Source organism: Brachybacterium avium, from assembly GCF_002216795.1.
Lineage (GTDB): Bacteria > Actinomycetota > Actinomycetes > Actinomycetales > Dermabacteraceae > Brachybacterium > Brachybacterium avium.
Window position 1 is genome coordinate 2999637 of the sequence record NZ_CP022316.1, and the last position, 17992, is coordinate 3017628.

The 17992-nt window shown below is 68.7% G+C and carries 12 protein-coding genes and 1 pseudogene; 11 read left to right on the forward strand and 2 right to left on the reverse strand.

Translation table 11 applies throughout. The features are described from left to right. Positions 1–128 precede the first annotated feature (128 nt). From CFK39_RS13445 to CFK39_RS13480, 8 genes and pseudogenes are all read left to right on the forward strand, one after another. On the forward strand, positions 129–1403 hold the full coding sequence (locus CFK39_RS13445; protein WP_089065886.1) for an ABC transporter substrate-binding protein: 1275 nt from the start codon (positions 129–131) through the stop codon (positions 1401–1403). Positions 1404–1498: 95 nt separating this feature from the next. Beyond that, positions 1499–2386: a carbohydrate ABC transporter permease gene (locus tag CFK39_RS13450; protein ID WP_089065887.1), complete on the forward strand. Its 888-nt coding sequence runs from the start codon at positions 1499–1501 to the stop codon at positions 2384–2386. Position 2387: 1 nt separating this feature from the next. Beyond that, positions 2388–3326 (forward strand): carbohydrate ABC transporter permease, encoded by a 939-nt coding sequence (locus CFK39_RS13455; RefSeq protein WP_089065888.1) that lies wholly within the window; start codon positions 2388–2390, stop codon positions 3324–3326. Positions 3327–3347: 21 nt separating this feature from the next. Further along, positions 3348–4397: a hypothetical protein gene (locus CFK39_RS13460; protein WP_089065889.1), complete on the forward strand. Its 1050-nt coding sequence runs from the start codon at positions 3348–3350 to the stop codon at positions 4395–4397. Between the two features lie 111 nt (positions 4398–4508). After that, a pseudogene (dnaE, locus tag CFK39_RS13465) lies at positions 4509–8077 on the forward strand (DNA polymerase III subunit alpha). Positions 8078–8081: 4 nt separating this feature from the next. Next, the gene (locus CFK39_RS13470; protein ID WP_089065890.1) at positions 8082–8900 is read left to right on the forward strand and encodes an endonuclease/exonuclease/phosphatase family protein; all 819 of its coding nucleotides are present in this window, start codon (positions 8082–8084) and stop codon (positions 8898–8900) included. Between the two features lie 73 nt (positions 8901–8973). Then, on the forward strand, positions 8974–10182 hold the full coding sequence (locus tag CFK39_RS13475) for an acyl-CoA dehydrogenase family protein (RefSeq protein WP_089065891.1): 1209 nt from the start codon (positions 8974–8976) through the stop codon (positions 10180–10182). Next, positions 10179–11117: an epimerase gene (locus tag CFK39_RS13480; protein WP_245822651.1), complete on the forward strand. Its 939-nt coding sequence runs from the start codon at positions 10179–10181 to the stop codon at positions 11115–11117. The genes CFK39_RS13475 and CFK39_RS13480 overlap by 4 nt, the downstream gene beginning before the upstream one ends. A 28-nt stretch (positions 11118–11145) precedes the next feature. Here CFK39_RS13480 and CFK39_RS13485 read toward each other — a convergent pair whose 3' ends face one another. Further along, a complete protein-coding gene (locus CFK39_RS13485) occupies positions 11146–12174 on the reverse strand; it encodes a 6-phosphofructokinase (protein WP_089065892.1) in 1029 nt (342 codons plus the stop codon). A gap of 91 nt (positions 12175–12265) precedes the next feature. Further along, entirely contained in the window at positions 12266–13963 is a 1698-nt protein-coding gene (gene pgi / locus CFK39_RS13490) for a glucose-6-phosphate isomerase (RefSeq protein WP_089065893.1), read from the reverse strand. 211 nt (positions 13964–14174) lie between these two features. Between pgi and CFK39_RS13495 the strand changes: the two genes are divergently transcribed. The 3 genes from CFK39_RS13495 (at position 14175) to CFK39_RS13505 (ending at position 17919) form a co-directional block, all read left to right on the forward strand. Then, complete coding sequence (locus tag CFK39_RS13495) at positions 14175–15833, forward strand: peptide ABC transporter substrate-binding protein (protein ID WP_089065894.1); 1659 nt, start codon at positions 14175–14177, stop codon at positions 15831–15833. A gap of 195 nt (positions 15834–16028) precedes the next feature. Next, a complete protein-coding gene (locus CFK39_RS13500; protein WP_089065895.1) occupies positions 16029–16964 on the forward strand; it encodes an ABC transporter permease in 936 nt (311 codons plus the stop codon). Beyond that, the gene (locus tag CFK39_RS13505; protein WP_089065896.1) at positions 16948–17919 is read left to right on the forward strand and encodes an ABC transporter permease; all 972 of its coding nucleotides are present in this window, start codon (positions 16948–16950) and stop codon (positions 17917–17919) included. Before CFK39_RS13500 ends, CFK39_RS13505 begins: the two co-directional genes overlap by 17 nt. The last annotated feature ends 73 nt before the right edge of the window (positions 17920–17992 follow it).

The following is a 17992-nucleotide window of genomic DNA, read 5'->3' on the forward strand; positions in this document are numbered from 1 at the left end:
AGGCGGGCCGGGTGCAACGATCACTTTACCGCTTTAGTGGTGCGTGTCGGGGTTCCCGGGAACCCCGCTCCGGAGCTCGCCGCCGAGCTCCGCACCGAAGCATCGACCACAACAGAAGAGGTCCAGTCATGGCAGCTACCCGACGCACATTCCTCGCCGCCGGATCCGGTGTCGCCGCTGCGACGCTCGCAGGATGCGGGCTCTCCGGCAGCGGCGAGAGCAGCGATGACGTCGCCGAGAAGGCCGCCTCGGGCGAGATCACGGGGGAGATCACCTTCCAGTCGTGGTCGCTGAAGAACGAGAAGTTCACCCCCTTCTTCGAGCAGGTGATCCAGGACTTCCAGGAGGAGTACCCGGGTACCACCGTGAACTGGATGGACCAGCCGGGAGAGGGCTATCAGGACAAGGTCCTGGCGCAGGCGAACTCCGAGTCGCTGCCCGATGTCATCAACCTGCCACCGAATCTGGCCTACCCCCTGGCCTCGACCGACTTCCTGCTCGATCTGGGCGCAGCGGTGCCCGAGCTCGCCTCGACCTATGTCGAAGGTGCCGTCAAGGGCTACCAGTTCCCCCAGGTGGAGGGATCCTTCGGGTTCCCCTGGTACCTGGGCACCGATATGAACTGGTGGAACATCGAACAGCTCTCCGAGTTCGGCGTCGACGAGTCCTCGCTGCCCACCTCACTCGACGAGATGTTCGACCTCGCCCTGCAGGTCCATGAGGAGGGCGGGGAGAATCCCGTCATGTCGAGCATGCCGGAGCTCGTGATCACCTCGGACGACAACGGCGAGTTCGACTTCGCCACCGAAGAGAACGTCGCGCTCCTGCAGAAATATGTCGACCTCTACGCTGCCGGAGCGATGCCTCCGGAAGTCCTGAACAATGACTACACGGGCAATGCCGCGCTGTACAAGCAGAGCAAGGTCCTGTGGACCACCGCCACCTCGACCTATGCCGGCGAGCTGAAGGAGGGGGCGCCCTCCCTCCTGGAGGACACCGTCGTCACCCCCCGCTTCGGCGAACCACCGCTGTTCGTCCAGGGCGTCTGCGTCTCGAAGAAGTCCGCGAACGCGGCCACGGCCCTCGCATTCGCCCAGTTCCTCACCAACGACGAGAACCAGATCGAGTTCTGCACTCTCGCCCAGGGATTCCTGCCCGGCACCCAGAAGGCCGCCGCCGATCCCTCGAAGTTCGCCCAGGACAGCGACATCGAGCTGCAGAATCGGGCCGTGGAGGTCGCCTCCGAGTCGATGGACACCGCGGTCGACAACACGAACGTGCGGTGGACCGAGGACATGGATACCAATCTGATCCAGCAGATGGCCACGGCGATGCAGGGAGAGATCACGGCAGAGGCCGCTCTCGAGGCGGCCGTCGAGTACGGCAACAAGAACCTCGCCTGAGGCCGAGGACCTTCCTTCCGCCCCCGGGGCGCGATCCGCTCGGCCTCGTCCCGCTCTCCCGGTCTCCGCAGGCCGACACGAAGGAGTGATCTCGCATGCGTGCGTTCCGCTGGTATGTTCCGTGGATTCTTGCGGCACCGGCCCTGATCTGGGTCATCGTGTTCGCCCTGTGGCCGTTCCTGAACACCATCGTGCTGTCGTTCACCGACGCTCGGCCGCTGACCGGCGGGAGTTTCGTCGGTCTCGAGAACTACACGGACCTTCTGGGGGACCAGCGCTTCTGGAACGCGCTGGTGACGAGCCTCGTCTACGTGGCGCTGTGCGTCCCCTTCCTCACCTTCCTGCCTCTTTTGATGGCTCTCCTGGTCGAGAAGGAGATCCCGGGGATCTCCGCCTTCCGCACCACCTTCTACTTCCCGGTGATCGCCTCCGTGGTCGTGGTGGGTCTGATCTGGACCTGGCTGTTCGATTCGCGCGGCATCATCAACGAGGCGCTCGAGTTCATCGGCCTGATCCAGGAGCCGATACCGTTCCTCGCCAGCCGCTGGGGTCTCATCGGCACTGCCGTCCTGCTGACCGTGTGGAAGGGCCTGGGGTATTACATGGTGGTGTACCTCGCCGCGCTGGGGAACGTCGGCCGTGAGCTGCACGAGGCCGCAGCGATGGACGGTGCGAACGGGCTGCGCCGCCTGCTCTCGGTGACGATTCCCGGGGTGCGCGGTGCCATGTTCCTGGTCAGCGCGCTGATCACGGTGAGCGCCATGCGGGTGTTCACCGAGCTGTACGTCCTGTCCAACGGCTCCGGCGGTCCGGGCGGCGCAGCGGCGAGCATCGTCATGCTGGTCCAGCAGACCGGCTCGGGCCTGCAGGGCCGGCTCGGGTACGCCTCGGCGGCGAGCGTGGCGCTGTTCCTGCTCACCATCGGGCCGCTGCTGCTGGTCGCCTACCTCAACCGCGGCGACAAGCCGGCGAAGGGAGCCTGAGATGAACACTCTGAGGCATGACCCCGCTCCCGCTCAGATCCCGCCGACGGGCACGCCGTCGCGTCGGCGCCGCACCGACCGGCCCTGGAAGACCAAGGGCGGCGGCGGCTTCGGCAAGCCGACCCTCGCGGGGCTGATCGTCCGCTACGTGCTGCTCGTGATGGTGCTGGTGATCGCCATCGGTCCGTTCATCTGGCAGCTGTCGAGCTCCTTCAAGGGCCCAAGCGATGACATCTACGCGTTCCCGCCGACCCTGATCCCCGCGGACTTCACGCTGGAGAACTACACGCGGGTCGCCGGCACCATCCCGATCTTCGACTACGCCTGGCACTCCCTCATCGTCGCAGTGGCGCTGGTGGTGGCGAACGTCGTGCTGGGCACTCTCGCCGGCTATGCGCTGGGCTGCCTGCACTTCCGCGGGAAGACGATCGCCGTGCTGATCCTCCTGTCGACGCTGCTGCTTCCCGGCGAGGTGACGTTGATGAGTCAGTTCCTGACGATCAAGTCCCTCGGCCTGGCCAACACCCTCGGCGGCGTGATGCTGCCGGGACTGGTCGGGGCGATCAACGTGCTGCTGATGACTGCGGCCTGTCGGGCGATACCTAAGGAGCTGATCGAGGCCGCCGTCATCGACGGCGCCAGCACCTGGCAGATCCTGCGCAACATCGTCTGGCCGAGCGTGCGGGGCATGGCCAGCGTGGTCGCGATCTTCGCGTTCATCGGTGGCTGGGACGACTTCCTGTGGCCGTTGATCGTGCTCACGGACCCGGCGAAGTACACCCTCACTGTCGGCATGGAGTACCTGAACTCGAACTTCGGCTCCGACCCGCGTGTGGTGGCCGCCGGCACGATGATCGCGCTGATCCCGATCATCATCTTCTTCGCCGTCTTCCAGAAGTTCTTCTTCCGCGGCGTCGAGGACGGCGCGGTCAAGGGCTGACCCGCCCCGTACCCTGGACCCATGACTCAGACACGGGGTGCCCATCTCACCGGCAGCGTCAACTACGACGACGCCGAGACCACCATGCGCACGGTCGCCGAGATCCTCGGCGGCCATGTGCGCCGCATCCCCGACGGCGAGGTGGGGAAGCGATTCCACTGGATCATGTTCCAGCCCGACGTGCTCGGCGAGGCCCAGGGCATCGAGCGGGTGGGGGAGGAGCCGATCCCCTTCGGTGCCGGACTCGACATCCGCCCGCTGCGCCTGGCCAGCGGCGTGGAGCCCGCGCACATCGACCTGCCCCCGCTCGGATATGCGGCAGCCGCCGAGGAGGCCTACGCGCTGTTCACCCGGCTGCGCCAGGAGGGGGTGATCCCCGCCGGGACCAGGTTCCAGGTCTCCCTGCCCACCCCGGTCGCCGTGATCTCCTCCTTCTTCCGCGGTGAGGACCGCGCCGCCTTCGAGCTCGTCTACGCCGACGCGCTCCTCGGCGAGCTCGAGCAGATCCTCGAGGACATCCCGCACTCCGACCTCGCGATCCAGTGGGACGTGGCCAGCGAGATGGGCATCCTCGAAGGCGCCTCCGGCTACGGCTCGGTGATGGACCACTGGTGGACCGGCGGCGTGCTCGACGGCATCGCCGTGCGCCTGGCCGCACTGATCGACTCCGTCCCGTCCGAGGTCGAGGTGGGGATGCATCTGTGCTACGGGGATGCCGGGGAGAAGCACTTCGTGGAACCGGTCGACACCGCGAACCTGGTGCGGGTCGCGAACGCTGTCATCGACTCGGCTGCGCGCGAGCTGTCCTGGCTGCACCTGCCGGTGCCGATCGACCGCGACGACGAGGCATACTTCGCCCCGCTCGCCGAGCTCGACGCCGTCGCCGAGCTGTACCTCGGCCTCGTCCATCGCGAGGACGGGGCCGACGGTGCTCGCCGCCGCCTCGCCGCGGCACTGCCCGCCCTCCGCCAGGACATCGGCGTGGCCACCGAGTGCGGCATCGGCCGCGCCCCCGAGGGCACCACCGAAGGGATCCTGCGCACTCATGCGGAGGTCGCCGCGCCGTGGTGAGGCCCGGACCCGCAGCGGCTCCCGGCGGCGACACGCCGAACTCGCCGAGGTGACCTCTCCGACCCACCCCTGAGCGCCTCGGATGTCGTGGGCAGGGCTACCCTGGAGTGCATGGCTTCCGCGGACTCCGATGATTTTGTGCACCTCCACGTCCACACCGATTACTCCCTGCTGGACGGGGCCGCGAAGATCGACAAACTGGTCGACGAGACGGTGCGGCAGGGGCAGCAGGCCGTCGCGATCACCGACCACGGCTACCTCTTCGGCGCCTACGAGTTCTACAAGGCGGCCACGGGGGCGGGCATCAAGCCGATCATCGGCATCGAGGCCTATGTGACCCCGGGGACCAGCCGTCACGACCGCACCCGCCAGCAGTGGGGCACCCGGGAGCAGCAGCTCGCCGGCGACGACGTCTCCGCCCGCGGCGCGTACACGCACCTGACGCTGCTGTCCCGCACCACCGCCGGCATGCACAACCTGTTCCGCCTGGGCTCCTACGCCTCGCTCGAGGGCCAGATGGGCAAGTGGCCCCGCATGGACCGGGAGATCCTCTCCCAGTACTCCGACGGGCTGATCGCCACCTCCGGCTGCCCCTCCGGCGAGGTGCAGACCCGCCTGCGACTGGGCCAGTTCGACGAAGCGGTCAAGGCGGCCGGCGAGTACCAGGACATGTTCGGCCGTGAGCACTACTTCATCGAGCTGATGGACCACGGGCTGACCATCGAGAAGCGGGTCACCAAAGACCTGCTCGAGGTCGCCAAGGCCGTCGGCGCCCCGCTGGTGGCCACCAATGATCTGCACTACGTCACCGAGCAGGATGCCCAGATCCAGGACGTCCTGCTGTGCATCAACTCCGGCTCCCGCCTGAACGACCCCGACCGCTTCAAGTTCGGCGGCTCCGGCTACTTCCTGAAGTCCGCCCAGCAGATGCGCGAGCTGTTCCGCGAGTTCCCGGAGGCCTGCGACAACACCCTGCGGATCGCCGAGATGTGCGAGGTCGAGTTCCGCACCACCGACGAGGGCGCGAATTATATGCCGAACTTCCCCACCCCGGTGGGGGAGGACGAGGAGTCCTGGTTCGTCAAGGAGGTCCAGCGGGGGCTGGAGTACCGCTACCCGGCGGGCATCCCGAGGATGTGCAGAAGCGCGCCGACTACGAGGTCTCGGTCATCCTGCAGATGGGTTTCCCCGGTTACTTCCTGGTGGTCTCGGACTACATCAAGTGGGCCAAGGAGCAGGACATCCGCGTGGGGCCGGGCCGTGGCTCCGGCGCCGGCTCGATGGTCGCCTACGCCATGCGCATCACCGACCTCGACCCCCTCGAGCACGGCCTGCTGTTCGAGCGGTTCCTGAACCCCGACCGCGTCTCCATGCCCGACTTCGACGTCGACTTCGATGATCGCCGCCGCGGCGAGGTCATCGAGTACGTGGAGCGCAAGTACGGCGACGACCGCATCGCGCAGGTCATCACCTACGGCGTGATGAAGACGAAGAACTCCCTCAAGGACGCCGCGCGCGTGCTGGACTACCCCTACGCGATGGGCGACCGGCTGTCCAAGGCGCTCCCGCCCACGGTGATGGGCAAGGACATCTCGGTCAAGGGCATCTTCGACCCCGAGGACAAGCGCTACGCCGAGGCGGGGGAGTTCCGCCGGATCCACGACGAGGACCCCGACGTCCAGAAGGTCGTCGAGATCGCCAAGGGCGTCGAGGGCCTGACCCGCGGCTGGGGCGTGCACGCCTGCGCCGTGATCATGTCCAGCCACCCGCTGATCGATATCGTCCCGATGATGCGCCGCCCCTCCGACGGCCAGATCATCACCCAGTTCGAGTACCCCACGCTCGAGGCCCTCGGGCTGCTGAAGATGGACTTCCTGGGACTGCGGAACCTCACCGTGCTCTCCGATGCCGTCGAGAACATGGCGCGCAACGGCAAGACCCCGCCCGATCTCGAGACGCTCCCCTTCGACGATCCGAAGACCTACGAGCTGCTGCAGAAGGGCGACACGCTCGGCGTGTTCCAGCTGGACGGCTCCGGCATGCGCACCCTGCTGCGGCAGATGAAGCCCGACCAGTTCGGGGACATCACCGCGGTCTCGGCGCTGTACCGGCCGGGCCCGATGGGCATGAACTCCCACACCAACTACGCCCTGCGCAAGAACGGGCTGCAGGAGATCACCCCGATCCACCCGGAGCTCGAGGAGCCCCTCGCGGAGATCCTGGGCGAGACCTACGGCGTGCTCGTCTACCAGGAGCAGGTCATGCAGACCGCGCAGAAGGTCGCCGGGTACAGCCTGGGACAGGCGGACATCCTGCGCCGCGCCATGGGCAAGAAGAAGAAGGCGGAGCTGGACAAGCAGTTCGCCTCCTTCGAGGCCGGGATGAAGGAGAACGGGTACTCCGCGGCCGCGGTGACGGCGCTGTGGGAGACCCTGATGCCCTTCGCCGACTACGCCTTCAACAAGTCGCACTCGGCCGCCTACGGCGTGGTCTCCTACTGGACCGGCTACCTCAAGGCGAACCATCCCACCGAGTACATGGCCGCGCTGCTGACCTCCACCCAGGAGAATCGCGACCGCCTCGGCCTGTACCTCGGCGACTGCCGGCATCGCGGGATCACCGTGCTGCCGCCGGACGTCAACGAGTCCGATCTGTATTTCTCCGCCGTCGGCGACGACATCCGCTTCGGTCTCTCCGCGATCCGCAACGTCGGCGCCCACGTGGTCAAGGAGATCATCGCCACCCGTGAGGAGAAGGGCGCCTTCACCTCCTTCACCGACTTCCTGGACAAGGTGCCGCTGTCGGTGTGCAACAAGCGCACCATCGAGTCCCTCATCAAGGGCGGCGCCTTCGACGAGCTGGGCGCGAACCGCCGCTCCCTGGTGCTGATCCACGAGGACGCCGTCGATGCGGTCATCGACGTCAAGAAGAAGGAGGCGACCGGACAGGGCGACCTGTTCAGCTCGGACATGTTCGGCGGCGGGGGCGATGACCAGGTGGCGACCGGCTCGGCCGCGACCACCACGATCCCGGACCTGCCCGAATGGGATCGCAAGGACAAGCTCGCCTTCGAGCGGAACATGCTGGGCCTGTACGTCTCGGACCACCCGCTGTACGGGCTCGAGCACGTCATCGCCCAGAACTCGTCCACCTCCATCAGCGCGCTCGCCGATGACGGCGCCGTGGAGGACGGGGCGATGGTCACGATCGCGGGGCTGATCACCTCCCTGCAGCGCAAGACCACCAAGAAGGGCGACATGTGGGCGATCGTCACCGTCGAGGACCTCGAGGGCTCGATCGACTGCCTGATGTTCCCCTCGACCTATCAGACCGTCGCCACCGAGCTCGCCGAGGATCTGATCGTCTCGATGAAGGGACGGCTGGACACCTCCAAGGGCATGCCCGAGCTGAAGGTCATGGAGATGTCGATCCCGGAGGTCGGGGGAGGGCCCGACGGTCCCGTGGTCATCGCGCTGCCCGCGATGCGCGCCAGCGAACGGGTGGTCAGCGAACTGAGGGGTGTGCTGGAGGACAACCCCGGCGGCAGCGAGGTGCGCCTGCGCCTGCAGGAGCCCGGCCGCACCACGCTGATGCGGCTGGACAAGCGGCTCTCGGTCACCCCCTCGGCCGCGCTGTACGCCTCGCTGAAGACGCTGCTGGGACCGAGCTGCCTGCAGTGATGCGATGAGCGCGTGGCGGGTCGCGACCTTCAACATCCGCCACGGCCTGGGGCCCGATTCTCGCGTTGATCTCGCGCGCACCGCCCGCGAGATCCGGCGGCTCGACGCCGACGTGATCGGCCTGCAGGAGGTCGACCAGGGGTTCGGGCCCCGCTCCGCTCACGAGGACCAGCCCGCACGGCTCGCGGCGCTGCTGGGCATGAGGGTGTGCTTCGGCGCCACGCTCGACCTCCCGCCGTCGCAGGCCGGTGCGCCGCGACGGCGCTACGGGCTCGCCCTGCTGACCCCGCACACGATCCTCGCGCACACCCTGCACCTGCTGCCCGTCCCGTCGGACGGTGCGCCGTCGCCGGAGCCGCGCGGGTTGCTGCATGTCCGGGTCCGCTGCGCCGAGGGCCAGGAGCTCGACGTGCTCGTGACGCATCTCGACAATGCCGGCCGTGCGCTTCGCACCGCCCAGGCGCAGGACATCGCCCGCCGCACCCGGGACCTCGAGGGGCCGGCGATGCTGATGGGGGACATGAACGCCGATCCCACCGCGCCGGAGCTGGCGACACTGGCCGCCGCCGGGTGGCGGGACACCGCACGCCACGCCTCGCGTGACGGCGGCGACCCACTGCGCCCGAACCTCTCTCAGCGGATCGTTGCCGCCATGGCGTGGCTGCGCACCCGCGGAGGGGCCACCCATCCGGCCCGGTTCCCACTGCGACGGATCGACTCGCTGTGGATGCGCGGCGACATCGAGGCGAGCGCCCCGGTGGTGGCTCCCCGGGGCGCCTCGGACCACCGCCCGGTGAGCGTGACCCTGCGCACCCCACACTGACAGGCCGGAGGACCACGGCGGGAACCGCGCAGCCTGCCGCCCCCAGCAGGCCGGCCTGGACTAGCGTTGCCTCATGAGCTCCACCGCCGAGGACCTGTTGCCCGATTCCCTGCTCGAGACCTTCCGCGAGCGTGCGGTGGTCCACGACCGGGAGAACACCTTCCCCCGGGACGATCTCGCCGATCTCCGCGAGCGCGGCTACCTGCGTCTGCTGGTGCCCGCCGAGCTCGGCGGGCTCGGCGCCTCGCTGCTGGAGGCCACGCGGATCCAGCGCCGCCTCGCCCGGGCCGCTCCCGCCACGGCGCTGTCGATGAACATGCATCTGGTGGTCACCGGGGCGGCGCTGCACGCCCACCGCCTCGGCGTGGCACCGGTGCGCACCATCCTCGAGGACGCCGCCGCGGATCGGCTGTTCGCCTTCGGCATCTCCGAGGCCGGCAACGACGCGATGCTCTTCGACTCCTCCACCCGGGCCGTGGAGCAGGAGGACGGCGGATTCGCGCTCACCGGGACCAAGATCTTCACCTCGCTCGCCCCGGTCTGGGACCGGCTGGTGGTGCACGGCCGCGTCGCCGAGGCCTCCGAGGCGGAGCCGCGGCTCGTCTTCGGGGTCATCGAGCGCACCGACGAGGTCGAGACCCTCGATGACTGGGACACCCACGGGATGCGTCCCTCCCAGTCCTGCACCACGCGCCTGCACGGCGCCCCGATCCCCGGCGATCGGGTTCTCACGCACACCCCCGTCGGCCCGAACCCCGACCCGTTCGTGATGGGCATCTTCGGCGCTTTCGAGCTGCTGATCGCGTCGGTGTACACCGGCATCGCCGAGCGCGCGATCACGGTCGGGACCGGGATCGCGACCACCCGCCGCAGCGCCACCAAGGACATCGTCCACGCCGACGACCCCGACATCCGCTGGCGGCTGGCCGATGCGGCGATCGCGGTGGACGGCTCGATCCTGCAGATCGAGAAGGTCATGGCAGATCTCGATGCGCTCGGGTCGGGGGAGCAGGGCAGCGGCCTGAGCGATCACGGCCCGCGCTGGTTCCTGCACTTCTCCGGCGTGAAGTCCCGGGCCACCGAGTCGGCGATCGCCGCGGTGGACCAGGTGCTGCGCGCCAGCGGCGGATCCCAGTACTTCCGGCGCAGCGAGCTGGAGCGGCTCTCCCGGGACGTGCGCGCCGGCATGTACCACCCCTCCGACGAGGAATCCGTGCACTCCTCCTACGCCAAGGCCCTGCTCGGCGAGATCGGGGCGCCCCGCCCGGTGCTGCCGCAGTGAGCGACGCGCTGCGGATCGTCATCGCGGGAGGCTCCGGCACCCTCGGCCGCGCGCTGAGCACTCAGCTCGTGAGGCGCGGGCACGAGGTCGTGGTCCTCACCCGGGCGCCGCGGTCTCCGTCCCGGCACCCGGGCGTGCGTGAGGTGCACTGGGACGGTCGCACCCTCGGACGCTGGACGCAGGAGCTCGCAGCACCGGGAACCGCCCTGGTCAACCTGGCGGGCCGGCTCGTCGATGCTCGACCCACGCCGGAGAACATCGCCGACCTCACCCGTTCCCGCGTCGAGGCGACCACAGCGCTGGTCGAGGCCTCCCAGCGCCTGGAGGAGCCGCTGACGCACTGGGTGCAGGCCTCGACCACCGCGATCTGGTCCGACGCCGGGGACCGGCTGCTGGAGGAGACGAGCCCGGTGCCCGTGGGACTGCCGCAGATGACCGGGGTCGCCGAGCGCTGGGAGCGCGCGGCCGAGGGAGCGCACTGCGACCATCAGGTGGTGCTGCGCACCGGCATCGTGCTGGAGGCCGGGACCCCGGCACTGGAGCGGCTCGTGCTGCTGGCCCGCTGGGGGCTGGGCGGACCGGTGGGCACCGGCCGGCAATGGGTGAGCTGGATCCACGTCGAGGACTGGGGGCGGATCGTGCTCGCTGCGCTGGGCCTGGAGCAGCCGCAGCTGCCCGAGGGGATCGTGGTCGCCTCCGCCCCGCACCCGGTGCGGAACGCCGAGATGATGCGCCTGCTGCGACGGGGCGTCGGCCGGAGCCACGGCCTCCCCACCCCCGCCCCGCTGCTCCGGCTCGGGGCCGTGCTGCTGCGCACGGACCCGGCGCTGGGGCTCACGGGCCGCCATGCCACCTCGCGCGTGCTGGACGAGGCGGGATTCCGATTCCAGCATCCGCGGCTCGACGGCGCTCTCGCGGACCTGCTGCCCGGCTGATCCCGCTCGGACGCCCGCGGAACGTCGATCAGCCGAACAGCACCTCGGCCTCGCGCCAGCGGGACTCCGGCACCCGCTTGACGCTGTCGATCGCCTCGGTCAGCGGCACATCCACGATCTCGGTGCCGCGCAGCGCGACCATCCGGCCGAAACGGTTCTGGTGGACCAGATCCACCGCCGCGGTCCCGAGCCGGGTGGCGAGCACCCGGTCGTAGCCGGTCGGCTCCCCGCCGCGCTGGATGTGCCCCAGCACCGTGGCCCGGGACTCGATGCCCAGCCGCTCCTCGATCAGCGGGGCCAGCACCTCGGCCACCCCGCCGAAGCGGGGACGCCCGAACTCGTCCAGCTCGTAGTCGATGAAGCCCTCCGGGGCGTCCCGGGGCACGAATCCCTCGGCGACCACCACCAGCGGTGCCCGGCCCCGGGCGAAGGCCGACGCCACCTGGGTGCAGATCTCATCGATGCTCAGCGGGAACTCCGGCAGGCAGATCACATGCGCTCCCGCAGCCATCCCCGAGTGCAGAGCGATCCAGCCGACGCTGCGACCCATCACCTCCGCGACCATGCAGCGGTGATGGGAGTCGCCGGTGATCCGCAGCCGGTCCAGGGACTCGGTGGCGATCTCGACCGCGGTGTTGAACCCGAAGGTGTAATCGGTGGCATCGAGGTCGTTGTCGACCGTCTTGGGCACCCCGACCATCGGGATGCCGGCCTCGGAGAGCCGATTCGCGGTGAACAGGGTGCCGTCGCCGCCGATCGCGATGATCGCGTCCATGTCGTTCTCGTCGAGGTGGCGGCGCACGATCTCCGCCCCGTCCTCGCCCTCGGCGAAGGGATTGGAGCGGGAGGTGCCCAGGATCGTCCCGCCGAGGCGGCCGATGCCGCGCACGCGCCGACGCGGCAGCGTCATCCAGTCATCCTCGATCACACCGCGCCAGCCGTCCCGGAACCCGATGAACTCGTCCTCGAAGTGCTGATCGCCCTTGATCACCGCCCCGCGGATCACGGCGTTCAGTCCGGGACAGTCGCCGCCGGAGGTCAGGATTCCGATCTTCATGGGGATGGCTTCTTCTCTCGTCGAGCGCGGGGCGCGGTGCGTCCACCGCCCACTCTACGGCGGCGCGTTGGGCTCCTCCCAGGACCACCGTTCAGCGCTGCGCGCGATGCTCCAGGTAGTAGCGGATCAGCCCCGCGGTCGAGGCGTCCTCGTCCGCGATCGCCGTCTCATCGCCGGCGACCGCCTCACCGAGGTCCTTGGCGAGCTGCTTGCCCAGCTCCACACCCCACTGGTCGAAGGAGTTGATGCCCCACACCACGCCCTGCACGAAGGTGATGTGCTCGTACAGCGCGATCAGCTGGCCCAGCACGCTCGGGGTGAGCTGCGGGGCCATGATCGAGGTGGTGGGCCGGTCCCCGGAGAACTCGCGGGCCGCGACCAGCGATCCCTCGGTGCCTTCTGCACGGACCTCCTCGGCGGTCTTGCCGAAGGCGAGCGCCTTGGTCTGGGCGAAGAAGTTCGCCAGGAACAGCTCGTGGACGTCCTGGTCGCCGTCCTTCAGCGGATGGTTCGGGGTCGCGAAGGCGATGAAGTCCGCGGGGATCACCCGGGTGCCCTGGTGGATCAGCTGGTAGAAGGCGTGCTGGCCGTTGGTTCCGGGCTCGCCCCAGAAGACCTCCCCGGTCTCGGTGGTCGCGAGCGAGCCGTCCCAGCGCACGGCCTTGCCGTTGGACTCCATCGTGAGCTGCTGGAGGTAGGCGGGGAAGCAGTGGAGGTACTGGGAGTAGGGGAGCACCGCATGGGTCTCCGCGTCCAGGAAGTTCACGTTCCACACGTTCAGCAGGCCCATCAGCAGCGGCACGTTCTGCTCCGCGGGGGCGGTCGCGAAGTGCTCGTCCATCGCGTGGAAACCGGCCAGCAGCTCCTCGAAGGTGTCCGGCCCGAGCACGGTGGCGAGCACGGTGCCGATCGCCGAGTCGACCGAGTAGCGGCCGCCCACCCAGTCCCAGAAGCCGAAGGCGTTCTTGGGATCGATGCCGAAGTCCGCGACCTTGTCCAGCGCGGTGGAGACGGCCACGAAGTGCTGGGCGATGGCCTCCTGCTCCTGCTCCGCGGTCAGGGCCGCGTTCTCCCGCAGCCCGGTCAGCAGCCACTGCCGCACCAGGCGCGCATTGGTGAGGGTCTCCAGGGTGGTGAACGTCTTCGAGGCCACGATCACCAACGTGGTCTCGGGGTCGAGGTCCTGGGTGGTGGCGAAGGCGTCGGTGGGGTCGATGTTCGAGATGAACCGGGCCTCGAGCCCGTCCTGCGCGAGGGGCTTCAGCGCCTCGTAGACCATCACCGGGCCGAGGTCGCTGCCGCCGATGCCGATGTTCACGACCGTCTCGATGCGCTTCCCGGTCATGCCCGTCCATGCACCGGAGCGCACCTGGTCGGCGAAGTCGAAGACGCGGTGCAACGTCTTGTGCACGTCTTCATCGATGTTCTGGCCGTCGACCACCAGGGCGGGGGAGGAGCCGGCCGGTCGGCGCAGCGCGGTGTGCAGCACGGCGCGGTCCTCGGTGGTGTTGATATGGGCGCCGGCGAACATCTCGTCGCGACGCTCCTGGACCCCCACCTCGCGGGCCAGCTGCAGCAGCAGCTCCACCGTCCTCGGCGCGACGAGGTTCTTGGACAGATCGACGTGCAGATCCGCGGCATCGTGGGTGAAGCGCTCTGCGCGCTGCGGGTCGGCGGCGAACCACTCGCGCAGCGAGCCGTCGAGCTCGAGGTGGTGAGCCTCGAGCTCGGCCCAGGCGTCGGTGGTCGTGGGATCGATGGGGGCGGTGGGCGAGGTCGGTGCAGTCATACCGCCATTGAACACTGCGGAAGGAGAACCTGCAGGGCCGTGCCGTGGGCTCCGCGGGTTCGAGCGGCGGGCAGGACCTCTGGTCGACCCCGCGCCGAGACCGAAGTGTTATCAGCAGATGGAATGCTATTGACAGTCAAGGGTGCACACTGGTCGGTGATGCTGCACACTGTCGTGCGGTTCACGACCCCAAGACATCACAGGAGTATTCATGACCATCTCGCGCCGATCGATGATGTTGGGCACCGCTGCCGGCGGCGCCGCTGCTCTGACGCTCGCCGCCTGCGGCAGCGATGAGAGCGGCTCCGGGGGCTCCGGTGGCGGCGAGGGCGGCGGCGGTGGCGGGGGCATGATCCTCGCCAATGGCACCGAGCCGCAGAACCCGCTGATCCCGACCAACACCAATGAGGTCGGCGGCGGCCGCATCGTCCAGAACATCTTCTCGGGCCTGGTCTCCTACGACGCCGAGGGCACCCCGCAGAACGAGGTCGCGGAGTCCATCGAGACCGAGGACAGCCAGCACTTCACGATCACCCTCGCCGACGGCTGGACCTTCACCAACGGCGATCCGGTCACCGCCCAGAGCTTCGTGGACGCCTGGAACTTCGGCGCCAACGCCTCCAACGCCCAGCTCTCGGGGTACTTCTTCGAGCCGATCGAGGGCTTCGCAGACCTCCAGGGCGAGGACGTGGCCGCCGACGCCACCCTCACGGGTCTCTCGGTCGAGGACGACCTTGTCTTCACCGTCACCCTGGTCTCCCCGCAGGCCGACTTCCCGATCCGCCTGGGCTACAGCGCGTTCTCGCCCCTGCCCGAGGCGTTCTTCGACGACCAGGAGGGCTTCGGCGAGAAGCCGATCGGCAACGGCCCCTACATGCTGACCTCCTGGGAGCACGAGGTCTCGGCCGAGCTCGAGGTGAACCCCGACTACAAGGGCCCGCGCGCCCCGCAGAACGACGGCGTGCGCTTCACCTTCTACCAGGACATCGAGACCGGCTACAACGATCTGCTCTCCGGCGGGCTCGACGTCATCGACAACATCCCCGCCAGCCGGCTCACCTCCTTCGAGCAGGAGCTCGGCGATCGCGCGGTCAACCAGCCGGCCGCGATCTTCCAGTCCTTCACCATCCGCATGGAGGATCCGAACTTCAGCGGGGAGGCCGGGACCCTGCGCCGCCAGGCCCTGTCGAAGGCGATCAACCGCCAGGAGATCTGCGACACGATCTTCCAGGGCACCTCGTCCCCGGCCACGGACTTCTCCACTCCCGTGGTCAACGGCTACTCGGACTCGATCCCCGGCAGCGAGGTCCTGGACTTCGACGCCGAGGGCGCCAAGAAGCTGTGGGAGAAGGCCGAGGGCATGAAGCCCTTCGAGGGCCCCTTCACCCTCGCGTACAACGCCGACGGCGACCACGCCACCTGGGTCGAGGCGGTCACCAACCAGCTGCTGAACAACCTCGGCATCGAGGCCACCGGCAAGTCGTACCCGACCTTCGCCGCCCTGCGCGACGAGGTCACCAACCGCACGATCACCGGCGGTTTCCGCAGCGGCTGGCAGGCGGACTACCCCTCCGTGTTCAACTTCCTCGGCCCGCTGTACGGCTCGGCCGCAGCGGAGGGCCGCGGGTCCAACGACGGCGACTACATGAACGACGAGTTCGACCAGCTGCTGGCCGACGGCCTCTCGGCCACCGATGAGGACACCGCGTTCGCCAAGGCCCAGGCCGCAGAAGAGCTGCTGTTCCGGGACCTCCCCGCAGTGCCCCTGTGGAACGACAACGTCACCGGCGGCTCCGCGGAGACCGTGGACAACGTCGTCTTCGGCTGGGACAGCCAGCCGCAGTACCACGAGATCACCAAGTCGGCCTGATCAGCAGGTCCTGACCCGTCGGGGCGGGGCGCGGCGCAGCAGCCGCCCCCGCCCCGCATCGGGTCCCACCCCTCCGGCATCGACCGGCGCCCCGGCGCGCCGGAGCCCTCCGTGTGGCTATGGTGTCCCAGTCCCCTCCGCGCCCCGCCCGACCCGAACGGTCCGGGGCGCCCTCCCTCCCGTAAGGTGCAACGCATGGCCTGGTACGTCCTCCGGCGCGTGCTGCAGATGATCCCGGTCTTCTTCGGCGCGACGTTCCTGGTGTACTTCCTGGTGTTCTCGATGCCGGGTGACCCGATCGCGGCCCTCGGTGGCAACAAGCCGCTCTCGCCCGCGGTCCAGGATCGTCTGCGCGCGGAGTACAACCTCGACGAACCCTTCATCGTCCAGTACCTGCTCTATCTGCAGGGCCTGGCCCAGGGTGACTTCGGCACAACCTTCGCCGGCCGGCCCGTGATCGACGACATCCGCCGAGCCTTCCCGGTGACCGCGCGCCTGGCGCTGGTGGCGATCGTCTTCGAGGCGGTCTTCGGCATCATCGCCGGCGTCATCTCCGGCCTGCGCAAGGGGACCTGGATCGACTCGACGCTGCTGGTCACCTCGATCCTGGTGATCGCGGTGCCGACCTTCGTGATCGGCTTCGTGGCCCAGTTCGTCTTCGGCGTGAAGCTGGGATGGGTGACGATCAACGTCGGCGCGAACGTCACCTGGATGAACCTGCTGCTCCCGGGGATGGTGCTCGGTGCTGTCAGCTTCGCCTACGTGCTGCGCCTGACCCGCACCCAGATCACCGAGACGATGACCGCCGACCACGTCCGCACCGCGACGGCCAAGGGGCTGTCCCGGCCCCGGGTGATCACCGTGCACATCCTGCGCAACTCGCTGATCCCGGTGGTCACCTTCCTCGGCGTGGACCTCGGTCAGCTGATGGGCGGGGCGATCGTCACCGAGGGGATCTTCAACATCCCGGGCCTCGGCTTCAATCTCTTCGACGCCATCCAGCGCGGCGAGAGCACGAAGATGGTCTCGATGGTGACGCTGCTGGTGATCATCTTCATCATCTCGAACCTCCTCATCGATCTGCTGTACGCATTTCTCGACCCCAGGATCAGGTATGACGCACGCAAGTGAGACAGGCGGCGCCACGACGCGCCGCGGCCAGGCACACTTCGTCGCCCCGGTCGACGAGACCCCGCTGCAGGCGGTCGATGCCCTGAACACCGACGTCAAGCCGCGATCCCTGTGGTCCCAGGCCTGGCGCGACCTGCGACGCAACCCGATGTTCATCATCTCCGCGGTGCTCATCGCCGTGGTGGTCGCCGTCGCCGCGCTGCCGCAGCTGTTCAGCAGTCTCGACCCGTACGCGCAGGGCGCCTGCCAGCTGTCCAACAGCTACGGGGACCCGACCCCCGGTCACCCCTTCGGCTTCGACCAGCAGGGCTGCGACGTGTACTCCCGGGTGATCTACGGGGCCCGGCCCTCGGTGATCGTCGGTGTGGTCACCACGCTCGGCGTCTTCCTGCTGGGCGGCCTGATCGGTGCGCTGGCCGGCTGGTTCGGCGGCTGGATCGACGCGATCCTCTCCCGCGTCACCGACGTCTTCTTCGCGATCCCGCTGATCCTCGCCGCGATCGTCGTCGGCCAGCTCTTCGAGCTCAATGCGCTCACCCTGGCGATGATCCTGGTGCTGTTCGGCTGGACCGCCATCGCCCGCATCGCCCGCGGCAGCGTCATGAGCGTGATGAACTCCGAGTTCATCACCGCCTCCAAGGCGCTCGGCGCCTCCTCCTCCCAGAACCTGTTCCGGCACGTGGTGCCCAACGCGGTCGCCCCGGTGATCGTCACGGCGATGGTCAACCTGGGCATGTACATCGTGCTGGAGGCGACCCTGTCCTTCCTGGGGGTGGGGCTTCCCGAGTCCACCATCTCCTGGGGTGCGGACATCTCCAACGCGCAGACCGGGCTGTACACCCGCCCTGAACTGCTGTTCTATCCCTCCGGCGCCCTCGCCATCACGATCCTCAGCTTCATCATGCTGGGCGATGCCGTGCGCGACGCACTCGATCCGAAGACGAAGAAGCGATGAGCTACGACCCGAACTTCCCGCACGCCTCCAGCGAACGCGCCGAGGAGCCGACCACCGAGCCCGCCGGGCCCCG